11 protein-coding genes are annotated in these 14287 nt (G+C 75.4%); 4 read left to right on the forward strand and 7 right to left on the reverse strand.

The annotated features are described in order from the left end of the window. Positions 1–5 precede the first annotated feature (5 nt). Entirely contained in the window at positions 6–1406 is a 1401-nt protein-coding gene (eccD, locus tag AC0OO9_RS12960) for a type VII secretion integral membrane protein EccD (protein WP_484517418.1), read from the reverse strand. A 101-nt stretch (positions 1407–1507) separates the two neighbouring features. Here eccD and eccCa point away from each other — a divergent pair, with 101 nt between their 5' ends. From eccCa to AC0OO9_RS12975, 3 genes are all read left to right on the forward strand, one after another. After that, a complete protein-coding gene (gene eccCa, locus AC0OO9_RS12965) occupies positions 1508–5470 on the forward strand; it encodes a type VII secretion protein EccCa (protein ID WP_484517419.1) in 3963 nt (1320 codons plus the stop codon). 86 nt (positions 5471–5556) lie between these two features. Continuing rightward, positions 5557–6951, forward strand: coding sequence for a type VII secretion-associated serine protease mycosin (gene mycP / locus AC0OO9_RS12970; protein ID WP_484517936.1), 1395 nt, complete (start codon positions 5557–5559; stop codon positions 6949–6951). Between the two features lie 124 nt (positions 6952–7075). Continuing rightward, positions 7076–7846: a phosphatase PAP2 family protein gene (locus AC0OO9_RS12975; RefSeq protein WP_484517420.1), complete on the forward strand. Its 771-nt coding sequence runs from the start codon at positions 7076–7078 to the stop codon at positions 7844–7846. 4 nt (positions 7847–7850) lie between these two features. On the opposite strand, the gene AC0OO9_RS12980 is transcribed toward AC0OO9_RS12975, so the two are convergent. The 6 genes from AC0OO9_RS12980 to AC0OO9_RS13005 form a co-directional block, all read right to left on the reverse strand. Then, entirely contained in the window at positions 7851–9029 is a 1179-nt protein-coding gene (locus AC0OO9_RS12980; protein WP_484517421.1) for a MarP family serine protease, read from the reverse strand. 63 nt (positions 9030–9092) lie between these two features. Continuing rightward, positions 9093–9785: an NUDIX hydrolase gene (locus AC0OO9_RS12985; protein ID WP_484517422.1), complete on the reverse strand. Its 693-nt coding sequence runs from the start codon at positions 9783–9785 to the stop codon at positions 9093–9095. Positions 9786–9855: 70 nt separating this feature from the next. Beyond that, positions 9856–10479: a TlpA family protein disulfide reductase gene (locus AC0OO9_RS12990; RefSeq protein WP_484517937.1), complete on the reverse strand. Its 624-nt coding sequence runs from the start codon at positions 10477–10479 to the stop codon at positions 9856–9858. 103 nt (positions 10480–10582) lie between these two features. After that, positions 10583–11371, reverse strand: a complete 789-nt coding sequence (nth, locus tag AC0OO9_RS12995; RefSeq protein ID WP_484517423.1) for an endonuclease III — start codon at positions 11369–11371, stop codon at positions 10583–10585. A gap of 61 nt (positions 11372–11432) precedes the next feature. Further along, positions 11433–12596 carry a CapA family protein gene (locus AC0OO9_RS13000; protein ID WP_484517424.1) on the reverse strand — a complete coding sequence of 388 codons (1164 nt, stop codon included), beginning with the start codon at positions 12594–12596 and terminating at the stop codon, positions 11433–11435. Between the two features lie 56 nt (positions 12597–12652). Beyond that, complete coding sequence (locus tag AC0OO9_RS13005; protein ID WP_421455596.1) at positions 12653–13315, reverse strand: adenosylcobinamide amidohydrolase; 663 nt, start codon at positions 13313–13315, stop codon at positions 12653–12655. Between the two features lie 215 nt (positions 13316–13530). Here AC0OO9_RS13005 and AC0OO9_RS13010 point away from each other — a divergent pair, with 215 nt between their 5' ends. Further along, on the forward strand, positions 13531–14208 hold the full coding sequence (locus AC0OO9_RS13010; protein ID WP_089003062.1) for a Crp/Fnr family transcriptional regulator: 678 nt from the start codon (positions 13531–13533) through the stop codon (positions 14206–14208). Positions 14209–14287 lie beyond the last annotated feature (79 nt).

Below are 14287 nucleotides of genomic sequence, written 5' to 3' on the forward strand. Positions count from 1 at the left end.
GCCGCTCAGCCGAGCAGCCCCCGGGCCCGTTCGTACAGGTCGAGCACCGCGCAGGCGACGGGCACCACCGACACCACCAGGGCGGTGTCGGTCAGGTCCGCGATCCGGCCGACGTACGGGGAGACCGGGCGGCGGGCGTACGTGGTGCCGGCGACCACCGCCACGAGGGCCAGCGCCAGCCCGCCGGCGACCAGCGCGAGGCGACCGGTCGGGCCGGAGCGGTCGACGAGCACGGCGCCCAGCACGGCGTACCCGGCGAGGCCTGCGGCGACGGTCGGCACCCGGTGGCGCAGGGACACGAACAGCCGGGAGCGGAGCAGCAGCACGGCCGCGGCCACCGCCACCAGCAGCCGGCCGGCCGTCCCACCGGAGAGGCCCAGCACCACCGCGGCGGCGACCGCCAGCACGGCGTGCCCGAGCAGCATCCCGGTGAGCATCTCCTCGGTGCGGGCCACCGCCGCGTAGACCCGGTCCCGGTCCGGCAGGTCGCGGACCCGGTCGGCGTCGCCCGGCTCGCCGGTGGGCAGGGTGATCGGGGGCAGCGGCACCTTGCCGAGCCGGATGGCCAGCAGCGGCACCGCCCCCACGGCGAAGACCAGCGCGCAGAGCAGGACCGCCGCCGTGCCGGCCGGGCTGAGCAGCAGTCCGCCGAGGGCCGCCAGCGCGCCCACGAACCCGGCGGTGGCGCCCGCCACGAAGACCCGCAGCCGGGTGGCGACGCCGACCAGCCCGAGCACCGACACCAGCAGCAGCGCCACCGACCCGGCGAGCAGCTCGGGCGCGCCGACCCAGCGCAGCCCCGGGACCGGCCCGACCGGATCGCCGGAGCTGACCGCCAGGGCGCCCGCCGCCGCCGCGAACGGCAGGGCGTAGCCGCCCAGGGTCGCGCCGGCCGGCCCGTCCGCGTGGGCCCGGGACGCCACCACCCCTGCGAGGGTGAGCAGGAGCGCCACCACGGCGGCGGCCGGCCAGGCCGATTCGTACGCCGGCCCGCCGGCCGCCACGGCGAGCAGCCCGACGGCCAGCGGGACGGCGGCCCCGGCGAGGGCGGCGGCCCGGGTGGCGGCGGGTGACCACGCCCCGCCGCGCCGCCGGGCGCCGTCGGCGATCGCCTCGACCACGTCGTCGTACTCCAGCTCGGGCCACTGCGCGCGGGCCGGCACCAGGTGCAGCACCTCGCCGTCGCGGACCCCCTGCGGCAGCAGGGCCTGGGCGGTGGTCAGCACCGCGCCGTCGGTGCGCCGCAGCACCCAGCCGCCGTGCCGCTCGCCGTCGTCGGCAAGCCCTTCGCCGGCGTGCCGCAGCACCTCGGGCAGCAGCTCGGCCAGTGGCACCTGCTCGGGCAGTGCGACGTCGACCCGCCGCTGGGGGGCGCTGATGGTGACCCGGGCCAGCCCGATCGTCATCGACTGATCTCCATGTTCGGCGGGGTTGGTGGCTGCGCGGACGACAGGACTTTACCTACCATGAGCCAGGCTCGGGTTACCGAGCGCTGTCAGGAGGTCGAGTGTCGACTGTCGTCATCAAGCGGCCGCCCCGCCGACCGGCGCCGGAGATTCCGGTGGGTGAGCTGCCGGTGGACGCGCCGCCGGAGATCCCCGCCGTCGCCGGCGGGCGCTGGCAGCAGCTGCTCATGGTGCTGCCCATGCTCGGCGGCACCGTGGCGATGGCGATGATGTTCGGCCGCGGCGGGGGCGCCTACTCGTACGTGGTCGGCGGGATGTTCGGGCTCTCCTCGCTGGCCATGCTGGTGACCTCGTGGGGCAGCGCCTCCGGCACGCCGAAGAAGTCGGAGATGATGGCCGCCCGGCGGGACTACCTGCGGCACCTGACCGTGCTGCGGCGGCGCGTCCGGCAGACCGCCGGGCAGCAGCGCGCCGGGCTCTACTACCGGCACCCGGATCCCGGCCGGCTCTGGTCGACCGTCGACAGCCACCGGGTCTGGGAACGCCGCCCCACCGACCCGGACTTCGCGGTGGTCCGGGTCGCCGTCGGCCCGCAGACCCTCGCCACGCCGCTGGTTCCCCCGGTCACCCGCCCGCTGGAGGAGCTGGAACCGATGACCGCCGGCTCGCTGCGCCGGTTCCTGGACGCGTACTCCGTGGTGCCCGACCTGCCGGTGGCGCTCTCCCTGCGCAGCTTCACCCGGGTCTTCGTACGCGACGTCGGTCCGGCCGGCGACGGACCCGCCGCCCAGGCCCTGGCCCGGGCGATGCTCGCCCAGCTCGCGGTCTTCCACGCCCCGGACGAACTGCTCGTCGCCGTCTGCGCCGGGCCGGAGCGGCGGGCCGCCTGGGAGTGGGTCAAGTGGCTGCCGCACGCCCATCACCCCACCCGCACCGACGCGCTCGGCCCGGTCCGGCTGGTCACCAGCGCGGGGGCCGAGCTGGAGGGGCTGTTGGACGAGGTGCTGGCCAGCCGGTCCCGGTTCAGCCCCGCCGGCCCGGCCACCGACGGCCCGCACGTGGTGGTGGTGCTCGACGGGGGCGACCTGACCGGCGCCACCGACCTGACCGGCGACGGCGGCATCGACGCGGTCACGCTCATCGACCTGGACACCCCGCCGCCGCGCCTGCTGGACCGGTTCGCGCTGCTGCTGGAGCTGCGCGGGGGCCGGCTGCACTCCCACTCCGCCGACGGGCACGCCGAGGTCGGTACGGCGGACCGGCTGGACCTCGTCGACGCGGAGGCCGTCGCCCGGCGGCTGGCCCCGCTGCGGCTGGCCACGGCGGCACGCGGCCCCGACGCCCCGCCGGGCGCGGAGCTGGGCCTGCCCGAGCTGCTCGGTCTCGGCGACCCGGAGAGCTTCACCGCCGAGCAGGGGTGGGCGCCCCGGTCCGCCCGGGAGCGGCTGCGGGTGCCGATCGGGGTGGGCACCGACGGCGGCGCGATCGAGCTGGACCTGAAGGAGTCGGCGCAGGACGGGATGGGGCCGCACGGCCTGCTGATCGGGGCGACCGGCTCCGGCAAGTCCGAGCTGCTGCGCACGCTGGTGCTCGGGCTGGCCGCCACGCACAGCTCGGAGCAGCTCAACTTCGTACTGATCGACTTCAAGGGCGGCGCGACCTTCGCCTCGTTCGACCGGCTGCCGCACACCGCCGCGGTGATCACCAACCTGGCCGACGCGCTGCCGCTGGTCGACCGGATGGTCGACGCCATCAACGGCGAGCTGGTCCGCCGCCAGGAGCTGCTGCGCCGGGCCGGCAACTTCGCGAGCCTGCGCGACTACGAGCGGGCGCGCGCCGCCGGCACCCCGCTCGCGCCGCTGCCGTCGCTGCTGCTGATCTGCGACGAGTTCTCCGAGCTGCTCTCGGCCAAGCCCGACTTCATCGACCTGTTCGTGCAGATCGGCCGGCTGGGCCGGTCGCTCGGCGTGCACCTGCTGCTGGCGAGCCAGCGGTTGGAGGAGGGGCGGCTGCGCGGGCTGGACACCCACCTGTCGTACCGGATCGGGCTGCGGACCTTCTCGGCGCTGGAGTCCCGCACGGTGCTCGGGGTGCCGGACGCGCACGAGCTGCCCCGCTCCCCCGGCCACGGCTACCTGCGCTTCGGCACCGAGCCGCTGGTGCGGTTCAAGGCCGCGTACGTCTCGGGGGCGCTGCGCCGGCGCGGTGCGGCGCCCGGCGCGGGCGGCACCGGGGCCCCGCGCCTGCTCGCCTTCTCCACCCATCTCGTGCCCAAGCCGGAGCCGGTCGGGCCGCCCGCCCTGCCCGCGACGGCCGACGAGGGCGGCACGGAGAGCCTGCTGGAGCTGATGGTCGACCGGCTCGCCGGGCAGGGGCCGCCCGCCCACCAGGTCTGGCTGCCCCCGCTCGGCCGGGCGCCCGCGCTGGACGAGCTGCTCGGGCCGGTCGGCGTGGATCCGACGCGCGGTCTCACCTTCGGCAACCCGGAGCTGCACGGCGCGCTCCAGGTTCCTGTCGCGGTCGTCGACAGGCCCTTCGAGCAGCGCCGCGACGTGCTCTGGCTGGCGCTGGACGGCGCCGCCGGCCACGTCGCGGTGGTCGGCGGCCCGCAGAGCGGCAAGTCGACAGCGCTGCGCACGCTGATCTGCGCCCTGGCGCTCACCCACACCCCGACCGAGGTGCAGGTCTACTGCCTCGACTTCGGCGGCGGCGGGTTGGCCGCGCTGCGCGACCTGCCGCACGTCGGCGGGGTCACCGGCCGCGCCGACCCGACGGCCGTCCGGCGTACGGTCGGCGAGATCGCGACCCTGCTTGTCGACCGGGAACAGCGCTTCGCCGAGCTGGGCGTGGAGTCGATGGCCGCCTGGCGGCAGCGCCGGGCCGCGCTCGCGGGCACCGGCCAGCCCGGGGCCGACCCGTTCGGCGACGTGTTCCTGGTGGTGGACGGTTGGGCCACGCTGCGCGGCGAGTACGACGACCTGGAGCCCCTGATCACCGACCTGGCCACCCGGGGGCTGTCGTACGGGGTGCACGTGGTGGCGACGGCGGTGCGTTGGCTGGACTTCCGGCCGGCGATCCGGGACCTCTTCGGTTCCCGGTTGGAGCTGCGCCTCGGCGACCCGGCCGACTCGCTGGTGGCCCGCCGGGCGGCGGCGAACGTGCCGGAGAAGACCCCCGGCCGGGGCGTCACGGCGGAGAGCCTGCACTTCCTCACCGCGCTGCCGCAGCTCGCCGCCTCGGGCGGGGACACCACGGATCTGGTCAAGCGGTCCGTCGGCGGCTGGGCCGGCCCGGTCGCGCCCCCGGTGCGGCTGCTCCCGCCGGTGCTCCCGTACGCCGAGCTGGACCTGGCCGCGGCCACCGGGCTGCGCATCCCGGTGGGGATCGCCGAGGCGGACCTGCGCCCGGTGGTGCTGGACTTCGCCACCGAGCCGCACTTCGTGGTCTTCGGCGACGCCGAGTGCGGCAAGTCGTCGTTCCTGCGCGCGCTGGCCATCTCGATCATGACCCGGTTCACCCCGGAGCAGGCCCGGATCATCCTGGTCGACTACCGCCGCAGCCTGGTGGACCTGACCGAGTCGGCGTCGGCGCACCTGATCGGCTACGGCTCCGCCGCGGCGCACACCACCGACCTGGTCGAGTCCGCCGCCGGCTACATGGCGGGGCGGGTGCCCGGTCCCGACGTCACGCCCGCGCAGCTGCGGCAGCGGTCGTGGTGGTCCGGGCCGGAGCTGTTCGTGCTGGTCGACGACTACGACCTGGTCGCCGGCGGGCCCTCCAACCCGCTGCGCGCCCTGGAGGAGCACCTGCCGCACGCCCGGGACGTCGGGCTGCACCTGGTGCTCGCCCGCCGCTCGGGCGGCGCCGGACGGGCCCAGTACGAGCCGCTCGTGCAGCGCCTGCGGGAGCTCTCCACCTCGGGTCTGGTGATGGCGGGCAGCCCGGAGGAGGGGGCGCTGGTCGGCCCGGTCCGGCCCGGTCCGCTGCCCCCGGGCCGCGGCCGGCTGGTCACCCGGCGCGAGGGCGTACGCCTCGTCCAGTTGGCCCATCTGCCGCCGCCGTGACCGGTGTCCCGGGAACGCCCCGCAAGGCGGCGAGGAACCGGTAATCTCCGATCGTCATGTTTGCGTCGCGATGAATGCCTGAGGATGTGACGACCGTGCGGCACAGCTGTCCGCCAGCGGCTCGGCGGATCGCCGGACGTACGTTGCTCGGTCTGGCGGCCGCCGTCGTGTCGGTCGCGGGTCCGGTCACGGCGGCCGACGCCGCCCCTCCGCAGCCCGCCGCCCGGCCGGTCCTCGACCCGCCGGCCGTCGTCGTCCCGGTGGCGCTCGCGGCGCCCGACAGCAAGAACCGCCCCGACCAGGTCCGCGACGAGCAGTGGCAGCTCGACGTGTTGCAGGCGAAGACCGCGTGGCGCAGCTCGACCGGGCGGGGGGTCACCGTCGCGGTGATCGACTCCGGCGTGGACGCCGCCCATCCCGACCTGGCCGGCCAGGTGCTGCCCGGCCTCGACCTGGTCGCGCCCCGGGGAGCCGCCGGCGACCCCGATCCGGTCGGCCACGGCACCACCGTGGCCGGGCTGATCGCCGGCCGCAACGACGACGCGCGGGGGGCCGTCGGCCTGGCGCCGGACGCCCGGATCCTCCCGGTGCGCGTCCTCGACGCCGAGAACCGCTACGACGACGCCCTGATCGTCGCGAAGGGCGTGCGCTGGGCCGTCGACAACGGCGCCCGCGTGATCAACCTGTCCCTCGGCGGCAGCGGCGACAGCCCCGCCCTGGCGGCGGCGCTCGACTACGCCTTCGCCCGGGACGTCGTCGTGGTCGCCTGCACCGGCAACCTGGGCAACTCGTCCAACGCGAAGGTCTGGTACCCGGCCCGCGAGCCGGGCGTCATCGCGGTCGCCGGGTCGGAGCGCGACAGCGACAACCTCTGGTCGGGTTCGATCACCGGGCGGGCCACCGTGCTCACCGCCCCCGCGACCGGCCTGGTCGGGGCCCGGCCGGGCGGTTACTGGCGGGTGCAGGGCACCAGCTTCGCGGCGCCGCTGGTCGCCGCCACCGCCGCCCTGGTGCGGGCCCGCTACCCGGAGATGTCCGCCGGCGACGTCGTCAACCGCCTGCTCGCCACCGCCCGCGACATCGGCCCCACCGGCCGGGACGACCGTTTCGGGTACGGCATGGTGAACCCGGTCGCCGCGCTGGACGCCGAGGTGAGTCCCGTGGGCCGCAACCCGCTGGACGACGAGTCCTCGCCGGGTGTGGTCGGGTTCGGCCCGGCCCCGGGGGCGGCGCAGCCCGACGTGGCGGGGGTCGGCGGCGACCCGCGCGGCTTCACGGTGCCGCGCCAGCAGTCCCGGTGGGCGGCGCAGCCGGCGGGCGCGCAGGAGGAGACCACGCCGGAGCAGCTGTGGACCGGGGCCGCGTTCTTCGTCGCCCTGCTGACCGGGGCGGCGTTGATGGTGCGCCGGTTCCGCCAGTGGACCCCGCTGGCCTCGCCCCGGCGCACCACCGGGACGTGGCGTCGCCCGCCGGCGCCCTGACCGGCCGGCCCGGTCGTCGTCGCCCTGCCGGGAGGAGCCGCCGTCGTCCCGCGCGGGCGACCGGCCCAGGGTGGACGCCCCCGAACGGGTCTGACCGGGCCGTGTCCCGGGTAGGACCACTGTCATGAGCCCGTCCGGCCCGCGTACGCTCGCCGCCCCGCCGCGCTCCTCGTGGCGGGGCCGCCGCCTGCACCCGGACCACGCCCGGGGCCTGCGGCTGACCCTCGCCGCGGCGGCCGCGTTCCTGGTCGCGGTGCCGTTCACGCTGCTGGCCGTCCTGGTCCTGGGAGACTGGTCCCCGCTGCGCCGGCTGGACACGGCGGTCACCGACGCGTTGGTCGGCTACGCCGCCGACCACCCGGCGTGGGTACGCCTGATGACCCTCTGGACCGACGTGTTCGCCCCGATGCCGCTGCGCGTCGGGGCCCTCGTCCTGGTCCTCTGGCTGGTCCGCCGGGGCGCCCGGCAGCTGGCGGTCTGGGTGGCCGTCACCATGACCGTCGGCGGCCTGCTCAGCCCGCTGCTCAAGCTGCTCGTCGGCCGGCCCCGGCCGGACCTGCCGGACCCGGTGGCCGAGGCGCCCGGCCTGGCCTTCCCGTCCGGGCACGCGCTCAACGCCGCCCTCGCCGCCGGGGTGCTGCTGGTGGTGTTCCTCCCGTACGCCCGGCCGGCCGGGCGCCGGTTGGTGTGGGCGGTCGCCCTGCTGCTCGCCCTGGTGACCGGGTTCAGCCGGGTGGCCCTCGGTGTGCACTGGACGAGCGACGTGCTGGCCGGCTGGCTGCTCGGCGCGGCCGTGGTGGCCGCGACCGCCGCCGCCCTCACCGTCTGGCGGGCCGACCCGCCCGGCCGCCCGGCGTCGTCCACGGGTCGCGGGCCGACGGGTACGGGGAGCTGACCGGTCAGGTGCACTCGCCGGTGCCGACGGCGCGGGTGCGCTCGGCGCCGGCGAGGGCGACGGGACGGGCCTCGGCCGCGGTCACCGCGAAGCCGGTGTTCGGGTCGTCGGCCGCCGCCGCGAAGATCACCCCGAGCACCAGCCCGTTCGACGAGACCAGCGGGCCGCCGGAGTTGCCGCTCTGCACGAGCGCCCGGATCGTGTAGACCTCCCGGGTCACGTTGCCGCCGGAGTAGATGTCCGGCCCGGTGATCCGGTCGACGTCCCGGATCCGCGCCGACTGGGCGTTGTACGGCCCGTCGAGCGGGAAGCCCAGCACGATCGCGTCCGCGCCGCTGCCCGCGTTGCCGGCCGCGAAGCGCATCGACGGGCCGGGCAGCCCGGGCACGTGCAGGACGGCCAGGTCCCGGTCGGGGTCGTAGACGACCACCTTGCTGTCGTACCGGTCGCCGTTGAGCTCGACGACGGTGGACCGGGTCCCGGCGACGACGTGGGCGTTGGTCATCACCCGGTCGTCGGCGTAGACGAAGCCGGAGCCCTCGATCCGGCGCGAGCAGCTCGGGGCGGAGCCGAGCACCTTGACCACCGAACGCTGGCTGTTGACCACCACCTGGGAGCCGGCGAGCGCCGGGTCCGGCGGGGACACCTGACGGGCGCGGGTGGGCGCCAGGTCGCCGAAGACGTCGGGGAAGCCGTTGGTGTCGACGGTGTCCCGCAGCGCCGTGGAGAGCTGCTGCGCCTGGTCGGGCAGGACCCGGTCGACCACGGTGAGCAGCGCGCTGTTGCGCACCGAGGAGGCCAGCCAGGGCAGCGACGACGAGCCGAGCGGCACCGCGACGAGCCAGGCGACCAGCAGGACGGCGAAGAGCGAGACGAATGCCCCGCCGACGTCGTCGACCCGCTTGGCGACGTCACTGGTGATCGTCTTGCGCAGGTGCGAACCGATCCAGCCGGCGAGCGCCTGGCCGACCACCGCCAGCCCGAAGATCGCCACCAGGGAGATCAGCACCCGGGTGCCGCTGTCGACGAACTGCTGTGCCAGCAGCGGCCCCAGCTGGAGGCCCACCAGCGCGCCCAGGAAGAAGCCGGAGAACGACAGCACCCCGATGACGAAGCCCTGGCGGTATCCGCTGATCGCGAACACGAGCATGAGCAGCAGCAGTACGAGATCCACGGCGGACACGCGTCAAGCGTACGGGCACCGGGCTCGCGAGATGACCATCGCTTGCGGAAGGTGACCGTCCGGTCAGCGCACCGGGGTCTCGTCGACCGCGTCGGTGCCGGCCGAGGGCGCCGGGGTGGCCGCGGTCGGCGGCAGGTCCACGACCCGGTCGCGGGGCCACGGCCGGGCCCAGCCGCCCATGTCGAGCAGGGCGGCCAGCACCCCGGCGGTGAAGCCCCAGACCAGCATCCCGCGCGCCGAGAAGGCCGGGCCGATCCAGCCGCTCGGGTGGCGGACCCGCATCCGGTTCGCCGGGTCGACCAGCTCGGCGACCGGCAGCCGGGCCACGTGCGCCACCTCGGCCGGTTCCCGGGGATGCACCGGGTGGGGCGCGTGCCACCAGGCGAGCACCGGGGTGACCACGAAGTCGCTGACCGGGATCCAGAGCTTCGGCAGCTCGGCCAGGACGGTGACGCTGGTCGGGTCGAGGCCGACCTCCTCGTTCGCCTCGCGCAGCGCGGTCGCCCGGGCGTCGGCGTCCTCCGGGTCGGCCGCGCCGCCGGGAAAGGCGGGTTGACCGGCGTGGTTGCGCAGGGTGGCCGCCCGCTGGAGGATCAGCACGTCCGGGCCGGCGCCGGGCTCCTCGCCGAGCAGCACCAGCACCGCGCTCTCCCGCCCCCCGCTCTCCGGGGTGACCAGCCGGGTGAAGTCCTCGCTGCGCGCGCTGCCGAGCCGGGTCAGCAGCGGGTCGAACCAGCCCGGCGGACGCCGGCTCACGCCCGCACCCCCGCGCCCCGCCGGTGGCCCGTGCCCGCACCTCCGCGCCCCGTGGCGGGTGCCGGACGGCTCATGCCGGCACCGCCACGCCGAGGTGCTGGCGGACCAGGTCCGCCAGCCGGGCGTCGTCGAGGGCGCCGCTGGAGTCCACGTGCCGGATGCGGCCCTGCCCGTCGACGAAGACGGTCAGGGGGATGGCCTTGCGGTTCAGCTCCCGCTTCAGGCGCTCACCCTGGTCGACCAGCACCGGGAAGCGGACGCCGAAGTCCTCGCCGATGGCCTGGGCCGCCTCGCGGCCGTCCTGGTTGTTGACCCCGACCACCTGGAGCTGACCGGCGGCCCGCTGGCTGAGCCGCTGGAAGGCGGGCAGCTCCTTGCGGCAGGGCGGGCACCAGGAGGCCCAGACGTTGATCACCGCCGGGCCGCGCAGGTCGCGCAGGGCGACCGGGGTGCCGCCGGTGAAGCAGTTCAGGGTCAGCTCGGGCAGCGCCTGGCCCCCGCCCCCCGACGGGGCGGCGGGTGCGGCAGACGCGGGCGGCGTACCGAGGGCGGAGCAGTCCTGGAAGGGCGACGGCCGGCTGGCGGCGGCCTTCTGCCGGTCGGTGGGGCCCGGATCCTTCTCCTCGTTGCCGGCGGTGCACCCCGCGACGGCCAGCAGCACGGGTACGAGCAGGGCGACGAGCCGGCGCTTCACCGGTCGCGACTGCGGGGCTCGCAAGACCGGCTCGCTCCTCGCGCTCACGGCGATACCTCGGTTCGCGACTGCGGGGCTCGCAAGACCCGCTCACTCCTCGCGCTCACGGTGCCGCCGCCACGACGGCCTGGACCGGCACCAGCTCCGGGTCGACCCCGGCCGCCACCGCCAGGTCCCGGGCCCGGGGGCCCTTGAGCAGCTTCGCGGCCGCCGCCGGCTCGGTCGGGCCGGTGCCGTATGACGGGCACAGCTTCGCCAGCGTGCACGCGCCGCAGGCCGGCTTGCGGGCGTGGCAGACCCGCCGGCCGTGGAAGATGATCCGGTGCGACAGCATGGTCCAGTCGCGCCTGGGGAAGAGCGCCCCGATCGCGTGCTCGATCTTGACGGGGTCGGTCTCGGCGGTCAGCCGCCAGCGCTGGACCAGCCGCTGGAAGTGGGTGTCGACGGTGATCCCGGGGACGTCGAAGGCGTTGCCGAGGATGACGTTGGCGGTCTTGCGGCCGATGCCGGGGAGCGTCACCAGGTCGGCGAGCCTGCCGGGGACCTGGCCGTCGTACCGCTCCACGAGGGCCTGGCCGAGCTTGATCAGCGAGTCGGTCTTGTTGCGGTAGAAGCCGGTGGGCCGGATCAGCTCCTCCAGCTCCGCCCGGTCCGCCCCCGCGTAGTCGGCCGCGCTCGGGTAGCGGGCGAAGAGCTTGGGGGTGACCTCGTTGACCTTCTTGTCCGTGCACTGCGCGGAGAGGATCGTCGCGACGGCCAGCTCCAGGGCGTTGGAGTGGTCCAGTTCACAGTGCGCGTCGGGGTGGGTGTCGGTCAGCGCCCGGCCGATCCGCCGGGCGCGACGGGTGCGCCCGAGGTCGGTCTCGGTGAAGCCGGAGGAACTCGTGGTCACGCCGGCCAGCCTACGTCGCCCGGCCGACGGTCGGCCGGGTCCACGCGCCGTGCCGCCCCGGTCAGCCGCCCTGCGGCGCGCTGATCTCACCCGAGTCGTCGAAGCCGGCCCCGGTCTCCGGGAAGTCGCTCTTGGTGAGCTGCTTCATCAGGCCCAGCCCGCGGTCGTCCTTGTCCATGGTCGGCTTGCCGATGGAGTTCATGTACGTCGAGACGAACGAGCCGCCGGCCCAGCTCCCGTCCGGCTTCAGCGAGACCTTCAACACCCCGCCCCAGCCGAGCCGGCCGGCGTTGCTCAGCGAGTTGCCACCACCGGCGAAGTTGCCCAGGCTGTACGCGATGAGCCGGCCCTTGTAGAACTCCATGCCGCGCAGCACGTGCGGGCCGTGCCCGACGATCAGGTCCGCCCCGGCGTCGATCATCGCCTTCGAGAACTTGACCGGGTCGCCCCGGTTCTCGCCGAGGAACATCTCGGTGCCCGGCTTGACCCGCGTCTTCTCCGAGCCCTCGCCGCCCATGTGCACCTGCACGACCACGATGTCGGCCATCCCGGCCGCCTTGGTGATCACCTTCTTCGCGGCGGCGATGTCGGTGAGGCTGTTGGACCAGACGTACGACGAGAAGCCGGCGACCGCGACCTTGACCCCCTTGACGTCGACCACGGTGATCTGGTCGGGCGCCCCGGTGTGCGCGAGGTCGTACTTCTCCAGCGCCTTCTGGGTGTTCTCGTAGCCCTTCGGCCCGAAGTCGTAGCCATGGTTGTTGGCCTGGTTGAGCAGGTCGAAGCCCGCGTCGCGCAGGTGCGCGGCGTACTCCGGCGGGGCCCGGAACTGGAAGCAGCGGGTCGAGTTCGGGCCGCACTTGCCGGTGCCTGTGTCGACGGTGAGCGGCTCCTCCAGGTTGCCCATCACCAGGTCGGCGGCGAGCGCCTTCTCGACCGAGTCGAAGAAGCCCTTCCCGCCGTTGGGGGGCAGCCGGTTCGGCGCGTTGCCCATGATGATGTCGCCGGTCGCCGAGAGCGAGATCGCCTGCTCGGCGGGCCGGGTGGTGCTCGTGGGCTCGCCGGAGCGGACCGGGGCGCCGGTGTTGCCGCCGCCCGCGCCGGGCTGCCAGACCGCGTCGGACCCGGACCCGGGCCCCCCGCAGCCGGCGGTGAGCAGGACGGCGAGCAGTCCGCCGAGGGCGAGTGCGGCCCGGCGACGCGGAGAGGAGGCGGCAGCGTACATCGAGCGCGACCTTATCGGCTGGGCAACGCCGAAACGAGAGCCGATCGGACGGAGTCTCAGCCCGCCAGTCGGTCCGACCACGGGACCACGGTGCCCGCCCCGCCGGCCGTCACGGCGGCGTGCACGGCCCGGGCCAGCGGGGCGCCCCAGGTGGAGCGCGGTCCGCCGTACGCCGACTCGGGGCCGTCGACCGGGCAGAGCACGGTGACCGCGTCCGTCGGGGTGCCGGTGCCCGGCACGCCCAACTCGGCGATCGCCTGCGCCTTCGCCTCGGTGGCGGTGGCCACCGCGTTGACGAGGGCGGCGTCGCCGAGCCGCGCCGGGACGTACACCACGATGTTGACGGTGCCGACCCGCTGGGCCAGCGCCGCCGGGGCGGGCTCCGCCGCCCGGACGGGGGTGCCCAGGCCGACCGTCGCCCAGGCCCGCACGCCGGTGTCCGTCCGGGCGACCACCTCGGCGACGTCCACCCCGGTCAGCAGGCCCACCCCGGGCCCGTCGAGGCCGAGCCGGTCGGCGAGTTCGGCCAGGTGGTCGGCGGGGTCGTCCCGGTCGTACGACATGGGCACGGTCGCGTTGACGACCCAGTGCCGGACGCCGATCCCGCCGCCCAGCGGCGCGGAACTGACCGCGCGCAACGGGCGGTCGGCGCGCCAGAACAGCAGCGGGACGTCCCGACCGTCCTCCTGGCGGGCGGTCAGCACGGGTTCACTCAGCACGTGGTGACCCTACGACCCGGGTGCCGAGGGCATGATCGGCCTCCGGAGGCGCGCGATTTTACTGCTTGATCAGGCCCGGCAGGTTACGCCCAACGATCAAGTTTCCAGGGGTGCACCTCTGATTGCTGCTCACGTGCGCCTAGACTGGCGACGCGCGAGGGATCAGCGGACGGCGGACCCGGCCGACGGACGGCACGCGCAGGCGGAGGTGCGCGATGGACGAGGTACTGGCCCGCAGCGGGATCTTCCAGGGCGTCGACCCGGAGGCTGCCGAGGCGCTCGCCAAGGAGATGGAGACGCTCGAGGTCCGCAAGGGCGAGATCGTCTTCAACGAGGGCGAGCCCGGCGACAGTCTCTACATCCTGCTGTCCGGCAAGATCAAGGTGGGTCGGCGGGCTGCCGACGGCCGGCAGAACCTGATCGCGGTGATGGGCCCGTCGGACATGGTGGGCGAGCTGTCGCTCTTCGACCCCGGCCCCCGCACGGCGACCGCCACCGCGGTGACCGATACCCGACTGGTGCGGCTGCGCAAGCAGGCCCTGCGCCCGTGGCTGAACAACCGGCCGGAGATCGCCGAGCAGCTGCTCCGCGTGCTCGCCCGCCGGCTGCGGCGGACGAACGACTCGCTGGCCGACCTGATCTTCACGGACGTGCCCGGCCGCGTCGCCAAGAACCTGCTCCAGATGGCCGGCCGCTTCGGCACCCGCGACGGCGGCGTGCTGCGGGTGACCCACGACCTCACCCAGGAGGAGATCGCCCAGCTCGTCGGCGCCTCCCGGGAGACCGTCAACAAGGCGCTGGCCGACTTCGCCTCGCGTGGGTGGCTGCGCCTGGACGGCAAGAGCATCATCATCCTCGACCCGGAGCGCCTGGCCCGCCGCGCCCGCGTCTGACCTCCCGGCCGTGGCCCGTCCACGGCTGCCGGAACGCACCCGGCCCGGACCGCCTCGTCGGTCCGGGCCGGTTCCGTCT

It is taken from the genome of Micromonospora sp. USAFONa4, assembly GCF_057197825.1.

What these genes read in the sequence shown, in the direction of transcription:
- AC0OO9_RS12975 (WP_484517420.1), top strand. Translation starts at nt 7,076, where the DNA reads ATGAGCCCGTCCGGCCCGCGTACGCTCGCCGCCCCGCCGCGCTCCTCG.
- AC0OO9_RS13000 (WP_484517424.1), bottom strand. Translation starts at nt 12,596, where the DNA reads ATGTACGCTGCCGCCTCCTCTCCGCGTCGCCGGGCCGCACTCGCCCTC.
- eccD (WP_484517418.1), bottom strand. Translation starts at nt 1,406, where the DNA reads ATGACGATCGGGCTGGCCCGGGTCACCATCAGCGCCCCCCAGCGGCGG.
- AC0OO9_RS13010 (WP_089003062.1), top strand. Translation starts at nt 13,531, where the DNA reads ATGGACGAGGTACTGGCCCGCAGCGGGATCTTCCAGGGCGTCGACCCG.